Source organism: Spirillospora sp. NPDC049024 (genome assembly GCF_040649235.1).
GTDB lineage: Bacteria > Actinomycetota > Actinomycetes > Streptosporangiales > Streptosporangiaceae > Spirillospora.
The window spans coordinates 55679-79088 of record NZ_JBEZFD010000007.1 but is presented as its reverse complement, the minus strand read 5'-3'; the positions used below and the strand labels follow the sequence as shown (position 1 = coordinate 79088).

23 protein-coding genes are annotated in these 23410 nt (G+C 74.0%); 12 read left to right on the top strand and 11 right to left on the bottom strand.

Annotation, left to right across the window (positions count from 1 at the left end; translation table 11 throughout):
* Nucleotides 1–16: 16 nt before the first annotated feature.
* Together AB0C21_RS14975 and AB0C21_RS14970 are read right to left on the bottom strand one after the other, a co-directional pair.
* The gene (locus AB0C21_RS14975) at nt 17–718 is read right to left on the bottom strand and encodes a hypothetical protein (protein WP_500204670.1); all 702 of its coding nucleotides are present in this window, start codon (nt 716–718) and stop codon (nt 17–19) included.
* A gap of 65 nt (nt 719–783) precedes the next feature.
* Nucleotides 784–1797 carry a hypothetical protein gene (locus AB0C21_RS14970; protein WP_500204668.1) on the bottom strand — a complete coding sequence of 338 codons (1014 nt, stop codon included), beginning with the start codon at nt 1795–1797 and terminating at the stop codon, nt 784–786.
* 189 nt (nt 1798–1986) lie between these two features.
* Between AB0C21_RS14970 and AB0C21_RS14965 the strand changes: the two genes are divergently transcribed.
* Together AB0C21_RS14965 and uvrB are read left to right on the top strand one after the other, a co-directional pair.
* Entirely contained in the window at nt 1987–3147 is a 1161-nt protein-coding gene (locus AB0C21_RS14965) for a sensor histidine kinase (protein ID WP_500204666.1), read from the top strand.
* A 92-nt stretch (nt 3148–3239) separates the two neighbouring features.
* Nucleotides 3240–5357 (top strand): excinuclease ABC subunit UvrB, encoded by a 2118-nt coding sequence (gene uvrB, locus AB0C21_RS14960; RefSeq protein ID WP_149257218.1) that lies wholly within the window; start codon nt 3240–3242, stop codon nt 5355–5357.
* Between the two features lie 12 nt (nt 5358–5369).
* Here the strand turns inward: uvrB and AB0C21_RS14955 are convergent, their stop codons facing one another.
* Nucleotides 5370–6206, bottom strand: a complete 837-nt coding sequence (locus AB0C21_RS14955) for a GNAT family N-acetyltransferase (protein WP_500204664.1) — start codon at nt 6204–6206, stop codon at nt 5370–5372.
* Between the two features lie 187 nt (nt 6207–6393).
* Between AB0C21_RS14955 and AB0C21_RS14950 the strand changes: the two genes are divergently transcribed.
* The 4 genes from AB0C21_RS14950 to AB0C21_RS14935 all read left to right on the top strand — a co-directional run bounded on the left by AB0C21_RS14950 (nt 6394) and on the right by AB0C21_RS14935 (nt 10265).
* The gene (locus AB0C21_RS14950; RefSeq protein ID WP_500204662.1) at nt 6394–7512 is read left to right on the top strand and encodes an ADP-ribosylglycohydrolase family protein; all 1119 of its coding nucleotides are present in this window, start codon (nt 6394–6396) and stop codon (nt 7510–7512) included.
* A 56-nt stretch (nt 7513–7568) separates the two neighbouring features.
* The gene (locus tag AB0C21_RS14945) at nt 7569–8075 is read left to right on the top strand and encodes a GNAT family N-acetyltransferase (protein WP_500204660.1); all 507 of its coding nucleotides are present in this window, start codon (nt 7569–7571) and stop codon (nt 8073–8075) included.
* Nucleotides 8076–8174: 99 nt separating this feature from the next.
* Nucleotides 8175–9209 carry an SGNH/GDSL hydrolase family protein gene (locus AB0C21_RS14940; RefSeq protein WP_500204658.1) on the top strand — a complete coding sequence of 345 codons (1035 nt, stop codon included), beginning with the start codon at nt 8175–8177 and terminating at the stop codon, nt 9207–9209.
* A gap of 90 nt (nt 9210–9299) precedes the next feature.
* Complete coding sequence (locus AB0C21_RS14935; RefSeq protein ID WP_500204656.1) at nt 9300–10265, top strand: CapA family protein; 966 nt, start codon at nt 9300–9302, stop codon at nt 10263–10265.
* A 15-nt stretch (nt 10266–10280) separates the two neighbouring features.
* On the opposite strand, the gene AB0C21_RS14930 is transcribed toward AB0C21_RS14935, so the two are convergent.
* Nucleotides 10281–10868 carry a TetR/AcrR family transcriptional regulator gene (locus tag AB0C21_RS14930; protein ID WP_500204653.1) on the bottom strand — a complete coding sequence of 196 codons (588 nt, stop codon included), beginning with the start codon at nt 10866–10868 and terminating at the stop codon, nt 10281–10283.
* A gap of 48 nt (nt 10869–10916) precedes the next feature.
* Between AB0C21_RS14930 and AB0C21_RS14925 the strand changes: the two genes are divergently transcribed.
* Nucleotides 10917–11735: a class I SAM-dependent methyltransferase gene (locus AB0C21_RS14925; RefSeq protein ID WP_500204651.1), complete on the top strand. Its 819-nt coding sequence runs from the start codon at nt 10917–10919 to the stop codon at nt 11733–11735.
* Nucleotides 11736–11742: 7 nt separating this feature from the next.
* On the opposite strand, the gene AB0C21_RS14920 is transcribed toward AB0C21_RS14925, so the two are convergent.
* Nucleotides 11743–12237 carry a pyridoxamine 5'-phosphate oxidase family protein gene (locus tag AB0C21_RS14920; protein ID WP_500204649.1) on the bottom strand — a complete coding sequence of 165 codons (495 nt, stop codon included), beginning with the start codon at nt 12235–12237 and terminating at the stop codon, nt 11743–11745.
* 101 nt (nt 12238–12338) lie between these two features.
* Between AB0C21_RS14920 and AB0C21_RS14915 the strand changes: the two genes are divergently transcribed.
* Nucleotides 12339–12689: an ArsR/SmtB family transcription factor gene (locus AB0C21_RS14915; protein ID WP_500204647.1), complete on the top strand. Its 351-nt coding sequence runs from the start codon at nt 12339–12341 to the stop codon at nt 12687–12689.
* Nucleotides 12686–13207 carry a GNAT family N-acetyltransferase gene (locus AB0C21_RS14910; protein ID WP_353821138.1) on the top strand — a complete coding sequence of 174 codons (522 nt, stop codon included), beginning with the start codon at nt 12686–12688 and terminating at the stop codon, nt 13205–13207. Before AB0C21_RS14915 ends, AB0C21_RS14910 begins: the two co-directional genes overlap by 4 nt.
* Before the next feature lie 49 nt (nt 13208–13256).
* Here the strand turns inward: AB0C21_RS14910 and AB0C21_RS14905 are convergent, their stop codons facing one another.
* On the bottom strand, nt 13257–14003 hold the full coding sequence (locus AB0C21_RS14905; RefSeq protein ID WP_500204644.1) for a YqjF family protein: 747 nt from the start codon (nt 14001–14003) through the stop codon (nt 13257–13259).
* 183 nt (nt 14004–14186) lie between these two features.
* On the opposite strand from AB0C21_RS14905, the gene AB0C21_RS14900 reads away from it, so the two are divergent.
* Both AB0C21_RS14900 and AB0C21_RS14895 read left to right on the top strand, forming a co-directional pair.
* On the top strand, nt 14187–15638 hold the full coding sequence (locus AB0C21_RS14900; protein WP_500204642.1) for an MFS transporter: 1452 nt from the start codon (nt 14187–14189) through the stop codon (nt 15636–15638).
* An 18-nt stretch (nt 15639–15656) separates the two neighbouring features.
* Entirely contained in the window at nt 15657–15848 is a 192-nt protein-coding gene (locus AB0C21_RS14895; RefSeq protein WP_500204640.1) for a hypothetical protein, read from the top strand.
* A 12-nt stretch (nt 15849–15860) separates the two neighbouring features.
* Here AB0C21_RS14895 and AB0C21_RS14890 read toward each other — a convergent pair whose 3' ends face one another.
* The 5 genes from AB0C21_RS14890 to AB0C21_RS14870 all read right to left on the bottom strand — a co-directional run bounded on the left by AB0C21_RS14890 (nt 15861) and on the right by AB0C21_RS14870 (nt 22587).
* The gene (locus AB0C21_RS14890; RefSeq protein WP_500204637.1) at nt 15861–18707 is read right to left on the bottom strand and encodes an ABC transporter substrate-binding protein; all 2847 of its coding nucleotides are present in this window, start codon (nt 18705–18707) and stop codon (nt 15861–15863) included.
* A 120-nt stretch (nt 18708–18827) separates the two neighbouring features.
* Complete coding sequence (locus tag AB0C21_RS14885; RefSeq protein ID WP_500204635.1) at nt 18828–19964, bottom strand: NAD(P)H-dependent flavin oxidoreductase; 1137 nt, start codon at nt 19962–19964, stop codon at nt 18828–18830.
* Nucleotides 19965–20029: 65 nt separating this feature from the next.
* Complete coding sequence (locus tag AB0C21_RS14880) at nt 20030–20401, bottom strand: Zn-ribbon domain-containing OB-fold protein (protein ID WP_500204633.1); 372 nt, start codon at nt 20399–20401, stop codon at nt 20030–20032.
* A gap of 3 nt (nt 20402–20404) precedes the next feature.
* Complete coding sequence (locus AB0C21_RS14875; RefSeq protein ID WP_500204631.1) at nt 20405–21565, bottom strand: thiolase family protein; 1161 nt, start codon at nt 21563–21565, stop codon at nt 20405–20407.
* A gap of 68 nt (nt 21566–21633) precedes the next feature.
* Nucleotides 21634–22587, bottom strand: coding sequence for a GlxA family transcriptional regulator (locus tag AB0C21_RS14870; protein ID WP_500204629.1), 954 nt, complete (start codon nt 22585–22587; stop codon nt 21634–21636).
* Nucleotides 22588–22681: 94 nt separating this feature from the next.
* On the opposite strand from AB0C21_RS14870, the gene AB0C21_RS14865 reads away from it, so the two are divergent.
* A complete protein-coding gene (locus AB0C21_RS14865; RefSeq protein WP_500204627.1) occupies nt 22682–23335 on the top strand; it encodes an HD domain-containing protein in 654 nt (217 codons plus the stop codon).
* Nucleotides 23336–23410 lie beyond the last annotated feature (75 nt).

Sequence of the window (23410 nt, the reverse complement as noted above, 5' to 3'; positions counted from 1 at the left end):
CGGATCCGGCGGCCGGCTACCGGCGCGGCGAGCAGTGGGCGGCGGCGATCCTGCGGGCCGAGCGCCGCAGGGCCCGCACAGTGTCGGCGTGGTCGGAACGCGACCGGCGCACCTTGTGGCTGGGGACGTCCAGGGGGCCGAGCGACAGGTCGCCTCCGCCCGGCGTCTGGCGGCCCAGGGCCACCGTGGCGGCGTCCCGCCCGTCCTCTATCAGCGTGCTGTGGAAGACGCCCGCGGGCAGAGTGTAGGACTCGCCTGTCCGGTGCGTGGTGGACTTGGCGGGGGCGCAGTTGACGGCGCGCCCGGTCGCCCTCAGCTCGTCGAGGTCGCCTTGGCTCACCACCTCGAAGACCTGTTGCGTCCCGGTGGCGGAGGCCTCGCTGACCTCCATCCGCACGTTCCGGACCGTCCCGTACAGGACGAAGCTGAGCAGGTCCCAGCTGTGGCAGTGCACCGGCGACGTGGTGGACGGCGCCGGGAGCACCTCCGGCGTCCAGATGTGGAGGCACACCCCGAGGTCGCCGCTGCGCTCCAGGGGGAGGCACAGGAAGCCCAGGGGGTGCCGCACGGCCGGGAGGGTCGAGCGGCCCGCCGCGACGTCCTCCAGGACGCCGTCGAGGACGCGCCCCGCCCATGCCGGAAGCGTCCGCGCCGCGGTACCGGCGTGGATCTCCTCGCGGATCTCCTCGTACCTCACTCCGGCGGCCTCACCCTTCACCGAGACGCCTTCCCGGGCGCCTTGCGGCCCGTCGCCCGCGCCTTGCCCGGCCTCTCCAGGCCCGGTCACTCGTACGGGTCCTTGGGCCGCAGGGCCTTACGTATGATCTCTATGACATCGCGGTCGGCATAGCCCTGCGCGAGGTCGATTCCGATGACCTCGAAGAGCTTGCGGACTTCCTCCACGGTCGGCTCGTCGTCCAGGGGCGCGAGCCTGGCCTGCTCGACCGGGACGCGGCGCGCCTGGTCGAGGCTGGTCTGCAGCTCCGCGCTCACCCAGCTGTAGTAGAACTTCGCGTTGTCGATCACCAGGGCCTCGCCGCGCGGGTCGTCGCGGGTGACCACGACGCGGGACGAGGCGAGGTCGTACCGCAGCGTCGTCATCGTCTGCGCGAGGCCGATGTCGATGTCGAGCATCGCGAACCGCTGCTTGTGCCAGCACGCCGCCAGGATCGTGGCGTAGGCCTCCTTGCGGGTGCGCTCCAGCGTCCAGGGCTCGCCCGTGGCGTCCGGGCCGTCCGACACCGAGCGGCGGTGGCGCGCGTACGCCTCGCACACCTCCACGTTCGTGGGGTCGAGGATCTCCAGGCGGAACAGCAGCGTCCGCCGCTCCCTGCGCGCGGCAGCCACGCACTCGGGCAGCGTGCGCGCGCGGATGTAGGTGCCCGTGCCGCCCTTGAAGAACCACCGGTCGGTGTCGCGGCGGGCGTCCGCGAGGACCTGCGCCACCTGCGCCCCGCTGATGACCCGGACGACCGTCGTCTCGTCCAGCGCGCGCTTGGTGTCGGACAGGACGCTCTCGAACCCCTCGATATGGGTCAGCTTGGCGTCGAGCTCGCCGAGCGTGGCCGACGAGGCGCGCAGCGTGTCGCGCACCTCCGCCTCGACCGGGAGGCGCCGCCCGCGGTCGCGCAGCACCGACGTCGCCAGCAGGCCGATCACGGCGAGGATCCCGCTGTTGGTGATCTCGGTCTCGTTCGGCAGGTTCACCCCGAGGCCGAGGACCGCGACGACGATCGCCAGCACCAGCGCGATCACAGCGTCGGCGTTCTTCCCGAACCAGTTGGCGAATCGGGCCATTGTGCGGTTTCCCCGTCCTAGTCGGCGCCGGGGGTGCTCGGGAGGCGTCTGAGGGTCGCGTCCCCTGGAACGACACGGCCGGCGCGGTCATCGTAACCACAGCGTCCGTCCGCCGGAAAAGCCCCGCAGGTAGGGGGTTCGCTCACCTGTGCGACGATGTGCCCTTCCGGTCGCTATAGGCTCGTCGCCATGCGCGTGCGGGGCTGGTGGACGGGGGCGGCGGGGGCATGGCCCACCCGGCGTTCCCGTGCCTTCGACATCGCGCTCGCCGTGACGCTGGCGGTGGCCGACGGCCTCTTCCTGTGGTTCGCGGAGCAGAAGTTCTGGCTCCCGCCCCCCGTCGTGTCCGTCAGCAGCGTCGTGCTCGGGCTGGCCCTGATCGTGCGGCGCTCCCATCCGGTGGGGCTGGCCGTGTTCGCGGTGGTGTTCGGCACCGTCACCGGCGCGGGGGCGTTCGGCACCCTCGTGATCCTGTACTCGCTCGCCGCCTACACCGCCTCCCGCCGCACCGTGGTGGTCATCGCGGTCGCCGGATACGTCGCCAACCTGGTCCTGCCCGGCCCGACGGCGGCGACGGAGTCCTTCCTCGCGCAGGCGATCTTCGGGATCGCGTTCGTCGGGGTCCCCGTCCTGCTCGGCCTCTACATGGGCGCGCGCAAGCAGCTCCTCGCCTCCCTCCAGGAGCGCGCCGCGAGGCTCGAACGCGAACAGCACCTGCTCGCGGAGCGCGCGCGGGGGGAGGAGCGCACCCGCATCGCACGGGAGATGCACGACGTGGTCGCCAACCGCATCAGCGTGATGGTCGTCCACGCGGGCGCGCTGAAGGCGATCGCGGTCCGCGATCCCGAACGGGCCGCCGAGACCGCCGCCGTCATCGGAGACATGGGGCGGCAGGCCCTGGAGGAGCTCCGCCACGTCGTCGGCGTGCTCAGGCAGGGGGAGGAGGCCCTCCCGCAGCAGGCGGTGACGCTCGCCCACCTCCGCGAGCTGGTCGGCCAGTCCGGCGCCGCGGGCCTGCGCGTGGACCTGAAGGTCCGCGGGGAGGAGCGCCCCATGCCGCCCGCCGTCGGGCGGACGGTCTACCGGCTCGTGCAGGAGGCCCTCACCAACGTCCACAAGCACGCCGGCGCCGCCGACACCCGCGTGGACCTCGGCCTCCTCCCGGAGGCGATCGAGGTGGAGATCGCCAACGAGCCGCCCACCGCCGGGCCCGAGCACCGGCTCCCCTCCGGGGGCAACGGCCTGATCGGGCTGCGCGAGCGCGTCACCGCCCTCGGCGGCAGCTTCGACGCCGGCCCCCGCGGCGGCGGCTACGCCGTCCGGGCCAGGCTCCCGCTCCCCGCCTCCTGAGCTCCGGGCCGCGCCCGCTCGGCCGCGGAATGTCGGAGCCCCTGCATACAGTTGGGAGAGCAGGGGAGTACGCCGGATCCAGGGGAGTGCCGATGCGCCCAGTCACGGACCTGCGGCGCCGCGTGGCGCCGTTCGAGGTCGTCACCGAGATGACGCCGTCGGGCGACCAGCCGACGGCGATCGCCGACCTCGCCGCCCGCGTCGAGCGCGGCGAGAAGGACGCGGTGCTGCTCGGCGCGACCGGCACCGGCAAGACCGCCACGATCGCCTGGCTGGTGGAGAAGCTGCAGCGGCCCGTCCTCGTCATGCAGCCGAACAAGACCCTCGCCGCCCAGTTCGCCAACGAGCTGCGCGAGATGCTGCCGAACAACGCCGTCGAGTACTTCGTGTCTTACTACGACTACTACCAGCCCGAGGCGTACATCCCGCAGACCGACACCTACATCGAGAAGGACTCCTCGATCAACGACGAGGTCGACCGGCTGCGGCACTCGGCGACCAACTCGCTGCTCACCCGCCGCGACACCGTCGTCGTCGCGTCGGTGTCCTGCATCTACGGCCTCGGCACCCCGCAGGAGTACGTCGACCGGATGGTCCGGCTCAGCGTCGGCCAGGAGATCGACCGCGACGACCTGCTCCGGCAGCTCGTCGGCATGCAGTACACCCGCAACGACCTCGCCTTCACCCGCGGCACGTTCCGCGTCCGCGGCGACACCGTCGAGATCATCCCGCAGTACGAGGAGCTCGCCGTCCGGATCGAGATGTTCGGCGACGAGATCGAGAAGCTCGCCACCCTGCACCCGCTCACCGGCGAGCTGATCACCGAGGACGACGAGCTGTACGTCTTCCCCGCCTCCCACTACGTCGCCGGCCCCGAGCGCATGGAGCGGGCCATCCGCGACATCGAGGCCGAGCTGGAGGAGACCCTCGCCGTGATGGAGCGGCAGGGCAAGATGCTGGAGGCGCAGCGGCTGCGCATGCGCACCACCTACGACATCGAGATGATGCGGCAGGTCGGCACCTGCTCCGGCATCGAGAACTACTCCCGCCACATCGACGGCCGCGGCCCCGGCACGGCCCCCAACACCCTCCTGGACTACTTCCCCGAGGACTTCCTCCTCGTCGTCGACGAGTCCCACCAGACCGTCCCGCAGATCGGCGCCATGTACGAGGGCGACGCGTCCCGCAAGCGGATGCTGGTCGAGCACGGGTTCCGGCTCCCCTCCGCCATGGACAACCGGCCGCTGAAGTGGGAGGAGTTCCTCGACCGGATCGGCCAGACCGTCTACCTGTCCGCGACGCCGGGGCCCTACGAGATGAACCGCGTCAAGGGCGACGTCGTCGAGCAGGTCATCCGCCCCACCGGCCTGATCGACCCGGAGATCGTCGTCAAGCCGACCAAGGGCCAGATCGACGACCTCATCCACGAGATCCGCGAGCGCACCGAGCGCGACGAGCGCGTCCTCGTCACCACCCTCACCAAGAAGATGGCCGAGGACCTCACCGACTACCTGCTCGAACTCGGCATCCAGGTCCGCTACCTGCACAGCGAGGTCGACACGCTGCGCCGCATCGAGCTGCTGCGCGAGCTGCGCGCCGGCGAGTTCGACGTGCTCGTCGGCATCAACCTCCTCCGCGAGGGCCTCGACCTGCCCGAGGTCTCCCTCGTGGCGATCCTGGACGCCGACAAGGAGGGCTTCCTGCGCTCCGAGACGTCCCTCATCCAGACGATCGGCCGCGCCGCCCGCAACGTGTCGGGCCAGGTGCACATGTACGCCGACACCGTCACCCCGTCCATGGAGCGGGCGATCGACGAGACGAACCGGCGCCGCGCCAAGCAGCGGGCCTACAACGAGGAGCACGGCATCGAGCCGCGGGCGCTGCGCAAGCGCATCGCCGACATCCTCGACTCCCTCGTCCGCGAGGACGCCGACACCGAGACCCTCATCGGCGGCGCCGGGCGCCAGCAGAGCCGCGGCAAGGCGCCCGTGCCGGGCCTCGCGTCCCGCACCAGGGAGGTCGGCCGGCACGCCGCCGACCTGGTCGGCGAGCGCCCGCGCGAGGAGCTGGAGGGCCTCATCGAGCAGATGACCGAGCAGATGCACCAGGCCGCCACCGACCTGCAGTTCGAGCTCGCCGCCCGGCTCCGCGACGAGATCAAGGAGCTCAAGCGCGAGCTGCGCGACATGAAGGAGGCCGGCGTCAGCTGACGCCCGGGGCCGTCACGCGAAGGCCAGCACGACCCGGTCCTCGACCGGGCGGTAGCCGAGCCGCCGGTAGACGCCGTTGCTGGTCGGGTTGGCGAGGTCGGTGAACAGCACGACCTCGGCGGCGCCCGCCTCCTGGGCGGCGCGGGTCACCGCGGCGGTCACCGCGGCCCCGTAGCCGCGGCGGCGGTGCTCGGCGGGGGTGTACACGGGCGCCACCCGCGCCGCCCCCGCGACCGCCGGCGTCCGTCCCGCCATCGCCACCGGGCGGCCGCCGGCCTCCCACAGCGTGACGCCGCCCTCCGCGAGCCGACCCTCGATCACCGCCGGGTTCGGATCCCCGTGGCCGCCGGCGTCCCGGTGGAACGCCGCGAACCAGTCGCGCACGAGGTCCCGGTCCCCGCCGTCCGCGACCCGCGCGGCCCCCTCCGGCGGCGGGTCCGGCATGTCGAGCCCCGCCAGCCGGTGGAGCCGCTGCCGCAGCTCGACCCGGGCCCGCGCCCCGGTGCGGCGGGTCCACGCCTCCGCGAACACCTCGGCGAGGTCCGGAGCCCCGTTGACGCCCTGGAGCCTCGCGTCCCGTCCGGCCAGCGCTTCGGCCAGCTCCGGGACGGCCGGTTCCGGCATCGCGCTGAGCAGGACCGGGTACGCCCCGGTCCACATGAACGTGCCCGCGACGCCGCCGCCGTCCGACAACCAGCCGAAAAGCGCCGTCCGGTAGAGGCCGGACCCCTGCCGCCGGATGGCCTCGGCCACGGTCAGCGGCACCGTGTTGGCGACGGGATCGGCGCGCAGGAACCCTCCCGCCCGCGCGAGGAACTCATGGACATCACCGGTCAGATTCCACGCCATGCCCCAGCATGCCCACGCCCGTGCCGGGGACGCAGCCCGTTTTTCCACCGAGCCGCACCAGGGTCGGGTGCGGAGGACCGCTTCCTCAGCGGCGGCGATCTGGGGAGGGGGCTGTTGGCGCCTTGGCCGGGGGCGCGGGGCGGGCATTCCGGACGTTGCCGGAGGAGGGGGCGCTAGCGTGGCGGGCATGGCGGACATGGCGGCTGATCGGATGCTGGGGTGCCTGTTCGGCGGGGCGGTCGGCGACGCCCTCGGACGGCCCGTCGAGGGGATGTCGCTCGCCGAGATCCGCGCGGCGTACGGGCCCGCGGGCGTGACGGGCCTGCCGAGGCGCGCGGAGATCGGGGAGGCGACGCAGCTGAGCCTGGTCACCGCGCAGGCGGGCGTCCAGGCGTCGATCCGGGCCCGGGCGCGGGGGATCGGCGGCGCGTACTTCGGGCTGGTGCAGGCGAACTACATCGAGTGGCTGCGCGTCCAGGGCGAGCCGATGCCCGAGCAGCACCTGAACACGGGCGGCCCGGCGCAGCGCGACCCCGCGGTGACGGCACCGCGCGGCGCGGGCCGCACGACGCTCGCCGCGCTGCGCATGGCGGCGGCGCGCGGCAAGCCGGGCCACCCGCTCGGCAGGGTGGACGAACCCGTCAACGACTCCAAGGGCTGCGCCGGGACGGTCCGCGCCGCGCCGTGCGGCTTCGGATACCCGGACCCCGGGGCCGTCTTCACCCGGGGGCAGGGCGTCGCGGCCCTCACCCACGGACACCCGTCCGGCCACCTGCCCGCGGGCACGCTCGCCGTCGCGGTGTCGGCGCTCGTCAACGGCGCCACCCTCGTCGACGCCCTGGGGGGCGCCATGGCGGAACTGCGCAAGCACGCCGGGCACGAGGAGACGGCCGCCGCGCTGGAGGAGGCGCTGGAACTGCCGCGCGGCGGCCCGGCGTTCCAGGCGCCCGAGCGGCTGGAGAGCCTCGGGCGCGGCTTCACCGGCCCCGAGGCCCTCGCCATCGCCGTGCACGCCGCGCTGGTCGCGGAGGCCGTCGGCGGGTACCCGCTGGAGATCGTCCCGCGCGGGCTGCTGCTCGCCGTCAACCACTCCGGCGACAGCGACTCCACCGGCGCGATCTGCGGGAACCTCCTCGGCGCCCGGTACGGGGCCCGGGCCGTCCCCGAGCACTGGCGCGCCGGCGTCGAGGCCGCCGGGATCATCACCGCGCTCGCCGAGGGCAGCGCCGTGGAGTTCGGCGCGCGGCCGCCCGCCGACTCCTACGGCGAGCCTCCGATGGACTGGCACATGCGCTTCTACTCCTGAGCCGGGCCGTCGGTTAATCGGGCGACGGGCGCGGGGGCGGCGCTTACGATCGCGTCATGGTGCATGAGGTCCGGACGGCGCGGGACGAGGACCTGCCGGGGCTGGCGGCGATCGAGGACTCGGGCGACGCGATGTTCGGCGAGATCGGGATCGTGTTCCCGCCCGGTCCGACGGTGATCGAGCAGGTGGCCGGCAGGGGTGCCGAGATCGTGGTGGCCGGCGACCCGCCGGTCGGGTTCGCGGCCGTCGAGGAGGTCGACGGCGCCGCGCACCTGGAGCAGATCTCGGTGCGGGGCGACCTGACGGGGCGGGGGATCGGCGTCCTGCTGCTGGAGGAGGTCAAGGCGCGGGCCGCCGCGGCCGGGGCGCCCGGGGTCAGCCTGCTGACGTTCCGGGACGTCCCGTGGAACGGCCCCTGGTACGCCCGGCACGGGTTCGCGGAGCTGCCGGAGGAGCGGTGGGGCCCCGGGATCAGGACCTACTGGGACGCCGAGATCAAGGCGGGCCTGCACGAGCTGGGGCCGCGGCTCGTCATGTGGGCGCCGCTGGGGCGGTCCAGTTAAAGATCTACAATGTAAAGGCGGGAACCCGGGACGACCGGGAGACGTCTGGCCCATGGGCGTCCGCGCCATGGACGCCGGGTTCGTCGACGGAGGAGGACGATGATCAGCCCGGTCGCGTGGGTGCGGGGCCGTCTCGGCGAGCGGGGAACGGCGCTCGCCTGCCTGGTGCTGCTGCTGGCGCTGGGGGTCGTCCCGCTGGTGGCGCTGCCGGCGGCGCGGTGCGAGGTCTTCGGCAAGGGGTGCCGGACGCCCGATCCCGAGACGCGGGCGGACCCGGTCGCGGCCACCCGGACGCCCACCCCGGTCGAGGTGGCCACGCGGGGCGCCTACGTCGCGCTGGGGGACTCCTACTCGGCGGGCGTCGGGGCGGAGGCGACCGTGGCCGACCAGAACCCCCTCGAACGGTGCCACCGGACGTCCAAGGCCTACTACCACGAGGTCTCGCGGGCGTTCCGCTTCGCGAAGGGCACCGCGTTCTGGGCGTGCTCCGGCGCCACCACCGACGACGTCCTGGACGGTCGAGGCGGCGAGCCCCCGCAGATCGACCGCATCGGGCGGGACACCAGCCTGGTCACCCTCAGCATCGGCGGCAACGACGTCGGGTTCTCCCGGGTGCTCGCCGGCTGCGTCGTCAAGCTGCCGTGGGGGAGGGGCTGCACCTCGCAGGGCGAGGAGATCGCCCGCCGCCTCTCCGAGCTCCGGCAGGACCTGCCCGCCCTGCTGACCAGGATCACCGCGCGGGCGCCGTACGCGCGGGTGGTCGTGATGTCCTACCCGAAGGCGTTCTCCGAGATCAGCGGCGTGGACGGGGACAACATCACCGTGCCCGACCAGCGCTGGCTGAACGCGCGGGCCTACGAGCTGGGCGGGGTGATCCGGCAGTCGGTGATGGAGGCCGACGCGCGGAAGGCGGCCGGGCGCAAGCACGGCAGCGTCGAGTTCGTGGACGCCTACAGCGCGTTCGCCGGCCACGAGGTCGGCAGCCGCGACGCCTACATGAACGGCCTGACGCTGAACCTCGCGGCGCTGGAGGCGGAGCCGCGCAGCTACCATCCGACGGTCGCCGGGCAGCAGGCGCTCGCCCGGCTCTTCGTCGACCAGATCAAGAAGGGCCCGGGGCGCCCGCTCTCCTGACCGCCGCCGCGCGTCCCGGTGGCCCATTTTTCCCCGCCGGCCGGTGAGGGCCGCCCCCGAGCAGGGCACGACTGTCCAAGGGGTTTTGCGATGCCCATCACGATCGCGCTCGCCGGGGACACGATGCTGGGACGCGGCGTGGCGGAGGAGATCGCCGCGTCCGGCCCGCACGGCCTGTTCTCCGAGGGGGTGCGCGAGGTCTTCCGCGAGGCCGACCTCGCCCTGGTGAACCTGGAATGCTGCGTGTCCGACCGCGGGCGGCGCTGGGAGTCGCCCGGCAAGCCCTTCCACTTCCGCGCCCCGCCCGCGGCGGCCGAGGCCCTCGCCGACCTCGGCGTCGACTGCGTGACGCTCGCGAACAACCACGCCCTGGACTACGGACCCGACGCGCTGGCGGACACGCTCGACATCCTCCGGCGGGCGGGCATCCGGACGGTCGGCGCGGGCGAGAGCCTTGGGCGGGCGCGGGAGCCCGCCGTCGTGGAGGCCGGGGGAGTGCGGGTCGCGGTCCTCGGCGTCACCGACCACCCGGCCGACTTCGCCGCGGCCGCCGACCGCCCGGGCGTCGCCCTCGCCGATCTGGAGGGCGGCGTCCCCGCCTTCCTGCTGGAGGAGATCCGGCGGCTCCGCGACGGGCACGACGCCGTGCTGGTCATGCCGCACTGGGGCCCGAACATGATCCCGGCGCCGCTGCCCTACGTGCGGCGCGCGGCGGAGAGCCTGGTGGACGCCGGCGCGACGCTCGTCGCCGGGAGCTCCGCGCACGTCTTCCACGCCGTGGTGCGGCCGGTCCTGTTCGACATGGGCGACTTCATCGACGACTACGCGGTGGACCCCCTGCTGCGCAACGACCTCGGCCTGCTGTTCCTGGTCACGCTGGACGCCGCCGGGCCGTCCCGGATCGAGGCGGTGCCGATCCGGCTCGACTTCTGCCGCACCCGCCTGGCCGACGGCGCCGACCGCGCCTGGATCGCGGACCGGTTCACCGCGGCCTGCGCCGCCTTCGACACGCCGGTGGCCGTCCGCGACGGCCGACTCGTCGTCGAACGGCCGTAGCGGCCCGGGCGGCGGTCAGGGCAGCGCGGGCGCGACGACGCCGGCCACCATCCTGCGCACGGCCTCGTCGTCCGGCGGCGCGGCGGTCCGGTCGGCGAACAGCAGGTGGGCCGCGCCGATGAGGGTGGGGGCGAGCAGGTCGACCTCGGCGTCCGCCGCGAGGCGGCCGAGATCGCGCTCGGCGGCGAGGTAGGAGGCGATCATCTCCACGGCCTCCGTCAGCACCGGGACGCCCGCCGGCCAGGTCCGCCGCAGCCGGGCGCGCAGCTCGTCCCGGAAGGTGACGAGGGGGACGACCGCGACGGCGACCGATTCGAACACGGCCCTGAGCGCGGCGGTGAGGTTGCCGACGACGGTGCCGGTGCCGGCGGCGTCGCGCAGGGCGGCGGCCTCGGCGTCCATCCTGTGGACGCGGTCCAGCACGAACTCGGCGAGGAAGGCGTCGAAGTCGTCGAAGTGCCGGTGCAGGACGCCCTTGGCGCACCCGGCCTCCGCGGTGACGGCCCGGCTGGTCAGCGCGCTCGCCCCCTCCCGGAGCAGGACGCGCTCGGCGGCGTCGAACAGCTGCCTGCGCACGTCGCGCATGGCGATCCCTGTCGGCACGGCGGACTCTCCTTGACGAGTGGGCATGCGCCCACTAAGAATGGGCGCATGCCCACTATATCGGCCGCCCCTTCCCCCGAGCCGCATCGCGCCCGCGAGGTGGCGGAGTCCTTCGGCACGGACCCCGAGCGCTACGACCGCGCCCGTCCCCGCTATCCCGACGCCCTCGTGGAGCGGATCGCCGCGGCCTGTCCCGGCCCCGACGTCCTCGACGTCGGCTGCGGCACCGGCATCGAGGCCCGGCAGTTCCAGGCGGCCGGCTGCACGGTGCTCGGCGTCGAGCCCGACGCGCGGATGGCCGCCTTCGCCCGGCGCGGCGGGCTGGACGTCGAGGTCGCGACGTTCGAGGCGTGGGACCCGGCGGGCCGGGACTTCGACGCCGTGATCGCCGGGACGGCCTGGCACTGGGTGGACCCGGTCGCCGGCGCGGCCAAGGCGGCGCGAGTGCTGCGGCCGGGCGGCCGGCTGGCGGCGTTCTGGCACGTGTTCCAGCTCCCGCCGAGCGTGGCGGACGCCTTCGCCGCCGTCTACCGGCGGGTCGTGCCCGACTCCCCGTTCCACCTCCAGGCGGACAAGCCGGCCATGGAGATCTACCAGGCGATGTTCGCCAAGGCCGCCGACGGGATCACGGCCGCCGGCGGCTTCGGCGAGCCGGAGCAGTGGCGGTTCGACTGGGAGCAGGCCTACACCCGCGACGAGTGGCTGGACCAGATGCCCACCCACGGCACGCTCACGAGGCTCCCGGACGCCGAGCGGGCGGCGGTGCTGGAAGGCGTCGGCGAGGCCATCGACGCCATGGGCGGGAGCTTCACCATGCCCTACGCCACCATGGCCGTCACCGCGTCGAAGGCCGCCGGCCCCGCCTGACGCCCGGTCAGGCCCGCGGGGCCGGGTCCACGCGGCGCCGGGTGTCGATGCCCGAGGCGTTGCGCGGGTCCCGGCCCGGCAGGTGCACCTCGTATCCGGTCGCGTCCGCGCGGTAGAGGCGCAGCGGGGCGTCGCCGCTGAGCTCGTCCGGCCGGAAGGCCACGGCACCCGGATCGACCTTGGGGAACGCCTCGGCGCAGCGCTCCGGCAGTTCCTCGTCCGGCACGAGGGAGGCCGCGGCGTCGATGTAGACGGCGCTGCCCTGCCCGATCTCCATCGACGAGTCGTAGATGACGATGGCGACCTCCGGACGTGCGGCGATGTTGGCCGAGTGCCGCGCCTCCGGAGAGGAGACCCAGTAGAACGTCCGGTAGCCGGCGTGCGTGAAGTACACCGGCGACAGGCGTGGCCGGTGGTCGGCTTCGCTCGTTCCCAGGGTCATGTAGCGGTTCCCGTCGATGACGGTCCGCGCCAGCGCGTCCAGATCCTCTGGCAGGCTCATGGCAGGAGTGTGGCCGACGGGTACGACATCGCGGCGGCGGGCGCAGCCCCGGACGGCATGATCTGGATCTTTCGCGCTCCATCGTTTATCGTCGATGGACGATGGATATCGAGAAGGGGCCGCTGGACCGGTCCACCGCCGCCGAGTACGCCTCCTGGTTCAGGGCGCTGGCCGATCCCACCCGGATCCAGATCGTCTCGCTGCTGGCGCGCCAGGGCCGCCCGATGGCCGTCGGCGAGATCGTGGACGCGGTCGAGGTCGGCCAGTCGACCGTCTCGGCCCACCTGAAGGTGCTGGCCGGGGTGCGGTTCGTCCTGGCCGAGCGGCGGGGCACCGCTTCCTACTATCGCGTCAACGAGGCCTGCGTGCGCTGCTTCCCGTCCGCCGCCGACGTCGTCATGGGCAGGCCCGTCCCCGCCCTGCCCGCCGGGGCCCCGGGGGGACGGCCATGACCGGGCGGGCGGCGGACCCCGGTATCGCCGTCAGGCCCATGCGCCCGGACGACGCCGCACGGGTGCTGGCGATCTACCAGGACGGCCTCGACACCGGCCAGGCCAGCTTCGAGACCACGGCTCCGACCTGGGAGGAGTTCGACGCCGCCAAGCTGGAGCGCCACCGGTACGTGGCCGCGGACGCGGCCCCGCCGGGCGAGGTGCTCGGCTGGATCGCCGCCGTTCCGGTGTCCGACCGCTGCTGCTACAGCGGGGTGGTCGAGCACAGCGTCTACGTCTGCCCACGCGCCCGGGGGCGGGGCGTCGGGTCCGCCCTGCTGGCCGCGTTCATCGCCTCCACCGAGGCCGACGGCATCTGGACGATCCAGTCGGGCATCTTCCCCGAGAACACCTCAAGCCTCCGGCTGCACGCCAAGGCCGGGTTCCGCACCGTGGGCGTCCGCGAACGCCTGGGCCGCCTCAACGGCCACTGGCGCGACGTCGTCCTCCTCGAACGCCGCAGCCCTCTCGTGCTCTAGCGGGAACGCCCGGCCCCCGGCCGGGCGGACCGTCCCGCGAAGCGGCGGCTCAGGGGGCCTCGGTGAGAGGTGCCGGACGGCCGAAGCGCACCGGCACGCCCGGCGAGTACAGCACGCTCGCCGGCGTCCCGAGCGGCCCCGGCAGACCCGCCGCCGCCACGAGGTTCTCCTCGCAGTGCAGGAGCGACGCCCGGTGCAGCGGCCACCGCGGATGGACGTTCGGCAGGAAGGCGACACGTCCGAGATGGGCGTTGTGCATGCCCCAGCGGGCGGTCAGGAAGTGCTCCAGTTCCGAAGGCTCCTCCACCCGTTCGCCGATCCGCACGGCGATCCGGCTGTAGGCGCCGCGCGGGCCCGGCCAGCACCGCGAACTGGCGTAACTGATCACGTCGCCCCGGGCACGGATGGTCATGCGCGACCACTGGTACGGCAGGCCGAGGCCCGCCCGCGCGATCAGCACGGGCAGCAGCCGCGAGGCGTCCAGCGACCGGAAGACCACACCGCGCCGGCCCTGCGCGTCCACCGAGTACAGCCGCACGTTGGTCTCCGGGAACGTCCCGAAGTACGGGACCCCGGGCAGCCGGAACCAGCCGACCCGGTCCATCCAGAACGCGATGAGGCCGACATACGTGGCCCCGTGCAGCGTGTCCGGGACGACGCCCTCCGGCAGCAGCGGCGCCACCCGTCGCGGCTCCACGCGCCAGTGGATGAACGCCAGGTCACGCCACGACTGCGTGACCCAGGGCCTGGGGACCACGCCGGGCGGATCGGCCGCGATGGGCTGCGGAATGGGCACGGCCCCATCGTCTCACTGGGAACGTCGCCGATGCCGGTATCCGCGCGGTAACCGAGGGACTCGGAAGTCCCGTCTTCCACGCTCACGGGCGGTGCCGGACGATGTTGCCGGTTACAAGTGGGAACCGGCCGTCACCAGGGGAACCGCCCCGCCCGGTTCCCGTCGAAGGAGAGCCGGGCGACGATGTCGGATTCGAGCGAGCGAATGAACGGGCGCGCGTGGGCCGTCCTGATGGTGCTGTGCGGCGCGATCTTCCTGGAGGGGATCGACGTCGCGATGCTGAACGTCGCGCTGCCGTCGATCCGCGCCGACCTGGGCCTGTCCACGGGGATGCTCGGCGGCGTGGTGAGCGCGTACGTGCTCGGCTACGGCGGCTTCATGCTGTTGGGCGGCCGGGCCGCCGACCTGCTGGGGCACCGGCGGATGTTCGTGCTGTGGCTGTCGGTCTTCCTGGTCTTCTCCGGGGTCGGCGGATTCGCCACCGGGGGCTGGATGCTGCTGGTCGCGCGCTTCCTCACGGGCGTCGCGGCCGCGTTCATGGCGCCCGCCGGGCTGGCCCTGGTCACCTCCGCCTTCCCCGAGGGGCGGTCGCGCACCCGGGCACTGGGCGTGTACGCGGGGACGGCCGCGGGCGGGTTCTCGCTGGGCCTGGTGGCCGGCGGCGTGCTCGCGTCCTTCGGATGGCGGTGGGTGTTCTTCGCGCCGGTCATCATGGCGGCGGTGATCCTGGTGGCGGCGCTGGCCCTGCTCCCCGGCACGGGCGCGGTGCGGCGCGGGGGCGGTTTCGACGTCGCGGGGGCGCTGGCCGTCACGGGGGCGATGCTGCTGCTGGCGTACGGGGTGGTCCGGCTCGAGAACCTCGGCGCGGGCCCCGGCCTGACCGCCGGCGTGTTCGCCGCGGGCCTGGCGCTGCTCGGGCTGTTCGCCGCGATCGAGCGGCGGTCGAGGTCGCCGCTGGTGCGGCTCGGCATCCTGCGGACGGTCCCGCTGGTGCGCGTGAACGCGGCCGCGCTGCTGTTCCTGAGCGCGTTCGCGGGCTTCCAGTTCCTGGCCACCCTGTACTTCCAGGAGGTGCGCGGCTGGAGCACGATGCAGACCGGCCTGGCCATGCTGGTGATCGGCATCGACACGGTGCTCGCGCCCACGCTGACGCCCCGCCTGGTGGAGCGCTTCGGCAACACCCGCGTGCTGTTCGGCGGGATGCTGCTCGCGGCGGTCGCGTACGCGCTGTTCCTGCCCGTCGGGACGGACTGGACCTACGCCGCCATGCTGCCGTCGCTGGTCCTGCTCGGCCTCGCGTTCTCGCTGGCCTACGGACCGCTGACGATGGCGGCGACCGAGGGCGTCCAGGAGGACGAGCACGGCGTGGCGGGCGGCCTGCTCTACACGGCCATGCAGTTCGGGACGGCGCTCGGGCTGTCGGCCGTCACCGCCGTCAGCGTCGCCGCCGGAACGGGCCCGGGCGCCCTGCGCACCGCCCTCGCCGTCCCGGTCGCGGCGGCGGCGCTGGGCGCGGTCGTGATCGCGTTCGGCCTCCGCACGCGCCCGGCCCCAGAGGCCGCTCTGGTGGCGGCCCTGGACGATGCGACCGCGAACGGGAGCCCGCCCGCCGAATCCGCCACGACCGCCGTCTGATCTGGAAGGGAGGCGCCAGTGGCCGCGAAGGTGAAGTCGTTCGCCGAGATCCCAAGCGCCGCGTCTGGGACCTCTACCGCCGGACGAGCCCGGCGGGGGCCGGGTACGTCCTGGGAGCAGATCGACGCCGCCGAGCTGGAGCGCCACCGGTACGTGGCCGCGAACGGGAAACGCCGCAGCCCGCTCGTGCTCTGGCGGATCGTCCGGTGACGCGTGCCGGGGTCAGCGCGGGCAGGGGGCCAGGCGGGGCACGCGCCTCATGCCGTTGAGGCGGGCGCAGATGGGTTCGGAGAACGGCTCGCCGTCCTTCATCGTCACCCTGATCATGGTGATGCCGCGGGTACCGGGGCCGCCCCACTTGTGGCCCTCGTCCTCGAAGGCGATGGTCCCCGTGGCGCCCTCCAGCCCGGACAGGCGGGGCAGTTCCTGCAGGACGGAGCCGGAGGTGACGGTGCGGCTGCCGGCCACCACGCCCGCCGGGTCGCGGGGGAGAGCGAGGGCGTCGTAGGCGTTCTGGGCGGCCTCCCCGAGGGCGAGGGCGGCGTCGTAGGCGAGGGCCATCTGGCCGTCGACGAGCAGCGGCTCGTCGGGGTGGACGCGCGGGGCGCCGATGCGCAGGACGTTGCGGGCCAGCAGGAAGAAGCCGCTGGTCTGGTCCCGGTCCCCGGCGATCAGGAACGGCAGGTGGACGAACGCGGTGTGGTAGACGACGGTGTTCTCCGGCAGCGGGACGTCGTGGGGGCCGGTGCCGAAGCGGGACTTGGTCACGTCGTCGCCCGCGAGCAGGACGAGGCGGCGGCGGGTGCAGCCGCCCTGGATGAGGCCGTCGCGGAGGCCGCGCAGGTCCTCCGAGCGTCCGGCGAAGTAGACGAGGCGGTAGGAGGCGGCCTTGCAGGCGGCCTTCACCGCCCGGGCGACGTCGTCGGCGCCGGTGTACTCGACGCGGTCGGTCCTGCCCGGCCGCAGGACCCGGGTGACGTCGTCGGCGATCTCGCGGCTGTAGGCGTCCCTGGACGGGCCCGGGGCGCGGTGGACGATCATCGCGCGGGTGATCGGGCGCTCCCCGAACTCCGCGCGGACGGCGGCGCGGGTCGCGGCGGCCTCGTCGTAGTCGGTGGCCGCCAGGCTGTAGTAGTGCTTCAGCCGGGGCAGCTCGTCGGAGGAGTTGACGGTGTCGACGACGGGCAGGCCGGCGTCGTTGAGCCGCCTGATCGCGGCCTTGGACCGCTCGGTGTTGCGGCCGAAGCCGACGACGCCGGCGAGGGTGGGGTCGCGGCGGGCGAGATGCAGGATCCGGTCGGCGGTCTCGTCGGAGAACGCCATGTCCTGGCCCGTGTTCGCGGGCAGCAGGCGGATCTTGAGGGGGTTGCCGACCTCGCCGGGGCCGCCGGCCCGGTTGTTGCGGCGCTGCGCGAGGTAGGCGCCCGCGAGTTCGTGGACGCTGCTGACGGTCACCTCGCTCTGGTCGGGGCTCGCGGTGAATATCCCCGCGTAGACGAGCGTCACGTAGGGGTCGCCCGAGGCCGCGACGTGGGTGTTCTCCTCGTCGATGCGGCGCTGGAGGTCCGCGAGGGTGAGCCGCGGACCGGTGTTGGCGTCGGACGGCCGGTGCCGGTCGCCGTCCATGCCGATGCTGTCGGCGTGGCGCTCGAACCGGATCCCGTGCGTGGAGACGCCGACGCATTCGCGGCTGCCGTCGGTGTTGGTGTGCAGCCGGGTGTCGCCGTTCCAGCTCATCGGCACTCCGACGCTGCAGTAGGTGGAGCGCAGGTTCAGCTGTGCGTAGGTCACCGCGAACGCGCACACCAGGACGGCGGCGACGAGGCTGCGCCACGACCACAGCCACGTCCAGCGCGGGCGGCGCCGGAAGGCGAAGTCGTCGGCGGGGCGCTGCGCGGCGGGGTCGCCGGAGACCGGGATGCGCAGCAGGTAGGGCAGCGGGACGGACTCGCTCGGCCCCTGCGCGGTGCCGAGCGAGGACCGCCAGTGCTCGTAGCGGTCCTTCGCGTCGCGGCCCGCGGGTGCCGGCCCGCCGAGTTCGTCCCTGGTGGCCGCGTCGATGGACGCGATGACGAGCAGCGGATGGAACTCGCTGCGGCGCGCCCGGATGTCGCTGATCGCCGACAGCACGGCGAGGCCGCCGTTGCGGCGCCCGGGTCGCGACAGGAACACCACGGGCGGCGCGGGGCGCTTGAAGCCGCGCAGGCTGGGCGCGAGCCGCCGGTACTGGTCGCGGATGTCCTCCAGCAGCGCGAACGTCTTGATGTTCAGCAGGAACCGGGCCGCGTCCGGCTTGGTGAGCCGCTCGGACACGCGGTGCAGGCGGCCCTCGAAACCGAGGTCGTCGCCGCTCTCGTCCAGGACGGCGAAGAACGACGTGCGGGCGAACCAGCGGTAGCGGCCGCCGAGCCCCGCGCGCGACAGCACGGGCAGCCAGATCCGTGGCGTGGCCAGCGCGGCGACGGCCATGAGCGCCACGGCGAGGACCGCGGCGGCGGTGGCGAGGATGCGCCTCGGCGTCTGCTCGGCGATGCCGCCGGCGAGCACCGCGATCAGCGCGACGATGGACGCGCCGATGCCGGGCCACCACGCGGGGGCGCGCAGCGGGACGCCCTGCCAGCGGAACAACCCGGCGTGCTCGTTCCAGCGGTCGACGGTCGCGACGGGGGAGCGGCGGTACGGGGGCGGGGCGAGCGAGCCGTCCGGGCCGGGTTCGGCCGCGGCGGCCTGGATCGTCCGGATGAGGTCGGAGCGGGGGAAGCGCAGGCGGCCGAACTGGGACCGGGTGTGCCGCCAGGTCAGCGGCTGGGACATCGTGTCGACGAGCGCGATGGCGGCGTTTTCGCCTCCGGCGCCCGCGAGCTCGGGGCTGATGGCGGACAGCCCCATCTCGCCCGCGAGGCGCTTCAGCTCCTCCAGGTGCTCGTCAGGGTCGTCCTGGTCGCCGACCGGTTCCAGGACGGTGACCGGATACGGGCGCGAGTCCAGCCGCCAGGGCAGGCGGCCGGTCATCCAGTCGAAGAGCGCGAAGAGTCCGCGCTCGGAGTCGGCGGGTCGGGGGTCGGCCACGGCGCCCTCCCCTGACGGCGGGCGGATCATGCTGTCGCACGGAAGCGTAGGCCGGGGGTGCGGCGGCGTCACGCCGTGAGCGCCGCCTCACCCACCGAAATGATGTCCGGTTTCGGTCGTTCAGTCGGCATCCGTGATGGCGTTGAGGCGCTCCACGGCGTTCGCGAAGTCGTCGACCATGTCGTAGACGACCTGGCGGGCGGGCTTGACGGTGTTCATCAGGCCGACGCACTGGCCGACGAAGTAGTTCGCGAGCGCGCGGGCGCCCGGGTTGCCGGACTCGGCCACCTTGGTGATCTGCCGCATGGCGCCCTCCGCGACGATCATCTGGAGCGGCATGCCGAGCGGGCCGGGGCTGGCGGGGCCCTCCCACTCCTCCGTCCAGGCGGAGCGGAGCTGGCGGGCGGGCTTGCCGGTCCGCGACCGCGACCGGATCGTGTCGCGGGACGTGGCGGCGAGCATCTTCTCCTTCACCGCCGGGGGCGTCTCGGCCTCCTCGGTGGTGAGCCACACCGAGCCGCACCACACGCCGGACGCGCCGAGCGCGAGCGCGGCGGCCATCTGGCGCCCGGTGGCGATCCCTCCCGCGGCGAGGACGGGGATCGGCGCGACCGTGTCGACCACCTCGGGGACGAGTACCATCGTGGAGATCTCGCCGGTGTGCCCGCCGGCCTCCCCGCCCTGCGCGACGACGAGGTCGACGCCGGCGGCGACCTGGCGGCGGGCGTGCTCGGCGGTGCCCACCAGCGCGGCGACGGGGATGCCGGCGGCCTTCGCCTTCTCCACCATCAGCGGCGGCGGGGTGCCGAGAGCGCTGGCGATGAGGCCGATGGGGTGGGCGAGCGACACGTCGATCAGCTCCGTCGCGCCCTCCTTGGTGACCTGCGAGCCGCCGCGCGCGTTGGACCGCTTGGCCTTCTCGAAGTCGGGCAGCGGGACGTCGTACTTGGCGAACAGGCCGGTGAGGAACGTCCAGTGCTCGTCGGGGACGGCGGCGAGCAGGGCGTCCATGCCGCCGCCGCCCTCCGCCGCCTTGTCGATCTTGCCGGGGACGAGCACGTCGACGCCGTAGGGGCGGCCGTTCACGTGCTCGTCGATCCAGCGCAGCTCCTCCTCGAGCCGGTCGGGCGTGTAGGCGACGGCGCCGAGGACGCCGAACCCGCCGGCGTTGGTGACGGCGGCGACGACGTCGCGGCAGTGGCTGAAGGCGAACAGCGGGAACTCGATGCCGAACCGTGCGCATACCTCGGTGTTCATGCCTCGAAGCTAATGGACCGAACGTCATTCGGTCTAGGGGCGGAGGGGTTCGGCGCGGCTCGGGTTCAGGGGCGGAACAGCACGAACGACTCGCCCTCGTCCGGGTGCTCGAAAACCGCGCGCAGCGGGAGCCCCTCGCGCAGGTCCGCGCGGGTCACACCGTCCAGGCGGGTGTGCAGCCACGGTCCCTCTGCCAGTTCGACCAGCGCCAGGAAGACGGGCGGCTCCTTGGGCAGGATCGTCCACGTCACCAGGGTCGCCGCGCCGCTCGCCTCGGCCCAGGCGAGGCTCTCCTCGCCGCAGCCGGGGCAGCCGCTCGCGTCCGGCGCGAACCAGCGGTCGCACGCCTCGCAGCGCCGCACGACCAGCCGGTCGGCGGCGGCGCCGTCGAAGAACGGGTCGGTCCGGCCGTCGCGGCGCAGAATGCCGATGTCCACCGGCTAGGCCCCCTTCTCGTGCGGGCTGACGATCAGCGTGGAGTGGTGGTCGAGGATCCCGCCGTTCCCGCTGACGAGGATCACGTCGGTGGACGGCGCCTGCCGCTCCCCGCCGTCCCCCCGCGCCTGGATCACGGCCTCCGACAGCGGCGTCATGCCCCACATGTAGTACGCCGACAGCTGCCCGCCGCCGGTGTTGGTCGGCAGCGACCCGCCGGGCGCGAGCGCGCCGGACGCGGCGAACGCGCCGCCCTCGCCCTTGGCGCAGAACCCGTAGTCCTCCAGCGTCACGAGGACGGTGTAGGTGTAGCAGTCGTACAGCTCGCACACGTCGACGTCGGCCGCGGTGATCCCGGCCATCTTCATCGCCGTCGCGCCGGACGCCGCGGCGCCCGTCGTCAGGCCGAAGTCGCTGCCGCGCTCCTTGCGGTGCCCTGGGTGGCCCTGCCCCCAGCCCCGCAGGTGCACGGGCGGGCGGGCCAGGTCGCGGGCCCGGTCGGCGCTGGTCACGATGACGGCGATCGCGCCGTTGGAGACCAGGCAGCAGTCCAGCAGGTGCAGGGGCTCCGACACCCAGCGGGAGGCCTGGTGGTCCTCGATCGTGATCGGCTCGCGCATCTGGGCGAGCGGGTTGCCGGCCGCCCACCGCCGGGTCGCCACGGCGATCGCGCCGAGCTGCTCGCTCGTCGTCCCGTAGCGGGCCATGTGCCGCTGGGCGGCGAGGGCGTAGTGGGAGTTCACGCTGCGCAGGCCGAGCGCCGCCGTCATCCCGCCGAACCCGTACCATTCGCGGGCGTCGCGGTTGTAGGCCGAGCCCGCCGACTGCTTCGGCTTCAGCGGCGCGTCCGCGAACACGCAGGCGACCGTGGTCGCCGACCCGTTCAGCACCGACATCGCCGCGTACGACACCATCGCCCCGGCGGTCGCCCCGTAGGAGTTGACCAGGGCCAGCAGCCGCAGGTCGCGCAGGCCGAGCGTGTCGGCCAGCTCGATCCCGGGCGAGCCGCCCATGCCGTGGCTGACCAGCAGGCCGTCCAGGTCGCCGAGGGCCAGGCCCGCGTCGGCGGCGGCCAGCCGTACCGCGTCGGCGGCCAGCCGCCGGGGGCTGCGCCCGTACACCCTGCCGAGCTCGGTCATCCCGAGCCCCACGATCGAAGTGCCCATCGCCTCGCTCTCCTCGTCCGTGCCCGCCACGGTACAGAATCGCATTCGGTAGACGCCCGGCGGGGTGATCAGCGGGCCCGGAACGCGCTCCGGTACGCCAGCGGGGAGGCCCCCACCCGCCGGGAGAAATGGGCCCGCAGCGTCACCGGCGACCCGAACCCGGCCTCGGCCGCCACCCGCTCGACCGGCAGGTCCGTGGTCTCCAGGAGCTGCTGCGCCCGGTGGACGCGGGCGCGCGACAGCCACTGCTGCGGCGTCGTCCCCGTCTGGTCGCGGAACCGCCGCGTCAGCGTCCGCACGCTGACGGACGCGTGCCTGGCGATGTCGTCCAGCGTCAGCGGGCGGTGCAGGTTCGCCTCCAGCCAGGCCAGGAGCGGCTGGAGGGCTGCCTGCCCGTCCGGCGGGTCCTCGTGGCGGATGAACTGGGCCTGGCCGCCGTCCCGCTGCGGCGGCATGATGATGCGCCGCGCGGTCCGCGCCGCCGTCGCGGACCCGTGGTCGCGGCGGACCATGTGCAGGCACAGGTCGATGCCGGCGGCCACTCCGGCGGACGTGAGGACCTGGCCGCCGTCCACGTACAGCACCGACGGGTCCAGGTCGACGCCGGGGAACCGCCTGGCCAGCTCGTCCGCGAACCGCCAGTGCGTCGTCGCCCGCCGCCCGTCCAGCAGCCCGGCCGCGGCGAGGACGAACGCGCCGACGCAGATGGACGCGATGCGGGCGCCCCGCGACGCCGCGTCGCGCAGCGCGTCCAGCACCGCGGCGGGCGGCTCGGACCGGACGTCGTCGTGGCCGGGCACCACGATCGTGTCGGCCGCGGCCAGCGTGTCGAGCCCGAAGGGGGCCTCGACCCGGATCCGGCCGAGCACGGCGGACGTCTCCACCCCGCCCGGCGGCGTGCACACCCGCGTCTCGTAGAGCGGAACGTCCCCGGAGGTGGTCGTCACCCCGAACACCTGGCCCGGGACGGCCAGATCGAACGCGACCACCCCGTCCAGCGCCAGCACCGCCACCACATGCATGGCCAGAACGTAGCGGATCCCGGCATTCCGGCCACTGGCCGCCTCCGGGCCGGCCGGCGGACGATCGGGACGACCTTCCGACCGAGGAGCCCTGATGACCGATGCCTTCGCCGAGTTCTCCCTCCCCGACACCGACCTCACCCGCAGGGCGTACGACCTGGCGTTCGCCACGGAGACGGCGGCGCTCGCCAACCACAGCGTCCGCGCCTACCTGTTCGGCCGCGCGCTGGGGGAGGGCCGCGGCCTAGGCCCGGCCGACGGCTACGACGACGAGGTGCTGTTCCTGGCGAGCGTCCTGCACGACCTCGGCCTGACCGAGCGGGGCGACGGCCGCCAGCGCTTCGAGGTGGACGGCGCGGACGCCGCCGCCGAGTTCGTGAGCGGGCACGGCCTGGACGACGCGCGAACGCGCGTCGTGTGGGAGGCGATCGCGCTGCACAGCAGCACCGGCATCGCGCACCGGATGCGGCCCGAGATCGCCCTCACCCACGCCGGGACCAGCATCGACGTCACCGGGCAGGGCGCCGGGGCCCTCCCCGAGGGCCTCGCCGACCGGATCCACGCCGCCTTCCCGCGGCTGGAGCGGGACTGCGGCCTCGCCCTTCCCATGCTGGAACAGATCGCACGGGACCCGGCCAAGGCGCCCTTCGGCACGCTGCCCGCCGAGATCGCCCGCCAGCACGGCATCGGCCCCGCGGTGCCCGCGTGGGGCGACCTCATGGCGGCGGCCTGGCCCGGCGTCGCCTGACACGGGGACCCGTACCCGCCGGAACGGGAGTCGCCCGCGCCCCCGGGGCGACGGGGGCGCGGGCGACGCGCGGGG

Bases quoted from the DNA above. Each gene is read 5' to 3' on its own strand.
- AB0C21_RS14970 (WP_500204668.1), bottom strand. From the start codon at position 1,797: ATGGCCCGATTCGCCAACTGGTTCGGGAAGAACGCCGACGCTGTGATC.
- AB0C21_RS14965 (WP_500204666.1), top strand. From the start codon at position 1,987: ATGCGCGTGCGGGGCTGGTGGACGGGGGCGGCGGGGGCATGGCCCACC.
- uvrB (WP_149257218.1), top strand. From the start codon at position 3,240: ATGCGCCCAGTCACGGACCTGCGGCGCCGCGTGGCGCCGTTCGAGGTC.
- AB0C21_RS14955 (WP_500204664.1), bottom strand. From the start codon at position 6,206: ATGGCGTGGAATCTGACCGGTGATGTCCATGAGTTCCTCGCGCGGGCG.
- AB0C21_RS14950 (WP_500204662.1), top strand. From the start codon at position 6,394: ATGGCGGACATGGCGGCTGATCGGATGCTGGGGTGCCTGTTCGGCGGG.
- AB0C21_RS14945 (WP_500204660.1), top strand. From the start codon at position 7,569: ATGGTGCATGAGGTCCGGACGGCGCGGGACGAGGACCTGCCGGGGCTG.
- AB0C21_RS14940 (WP_500204658.1), top strand. From the start codon at position 8,175: ATGATCAGCCCGGTCGCGTGGGTGCGGGGCCGTCTCGGCGAGCGGGGA.
- AB0C21_RS14935 (WP_500204656.1), top strand. From the start codon at position 9,300: ATGCCCATCACGATCGCGCTCGCCGGGGACACGATGCTGGGACGCGGC.
- AB0C21_RS14925 (WP_500204651.1), top strand. From the start codon at position 10,917: ATGCCCACTATATCGGCCGCCCCTTCCCCCGAGCCGCATCGCGCCCGC.
- AB0C21_RS14920 (WP_500204649.1), bottom strand. From the start codon at position 12,237: ATGAGCCTGCCAGAGGATCTGGACGCGCTGGCGCGGACCGTCATCGAC.
- AB0C21_RS14915 (WP_500204647.1), top strand. From the start codon at position 12,339: ATGGATATCGAGAAGGGGCCGCTGGACCGGTCCACCGCCGCCGAGTAC.
- AB0C21_RS14910 (WP_353821138.1), top strand. From the start codon at position 12,686: ATGACCGGGCGGGCGGCGGACCCCGGTATCGCCGTCAGGCCCATGCGC.
- AB0C21_RS14900 (WP_500204642.1), top strand. From the start codon at position 14,187: ATGTCGGATTCGAGCGAGCGAATGAACGGGCGCGCGTGGGCCGTCCTG.
- AB0C21_RS14885 (WP_500204635.1), bottom strand. From the start codon at position 19,964: ATGAACACCGAGGTATGCGCACGGTTCGGCATCGAGTTCCCGCTGTTC.
- AB0C21_RS14875 (WP_500204631.1), bottom strand. From the start codon at position 21,565: ATGGGCACTTCGATCGTGGGGCTCGGGATGACCGAGCTCGGCAGGGTG.
- AB0C21_RS14870 (WP_500204629.1), bottom strand. From the start codon at position 22,587: ATGCATGTGGTGGCGGTGCTGGCGCTGGACGGGGTGGTCGCGTTCGAT.
- AB0C21_RS14865 (WP_500204627.1), top strand. From the start codon at position 22,682: ATGACCGATGCCTTCGCCGAGTTCTCCCTCCCCGACACCGACCTCACC.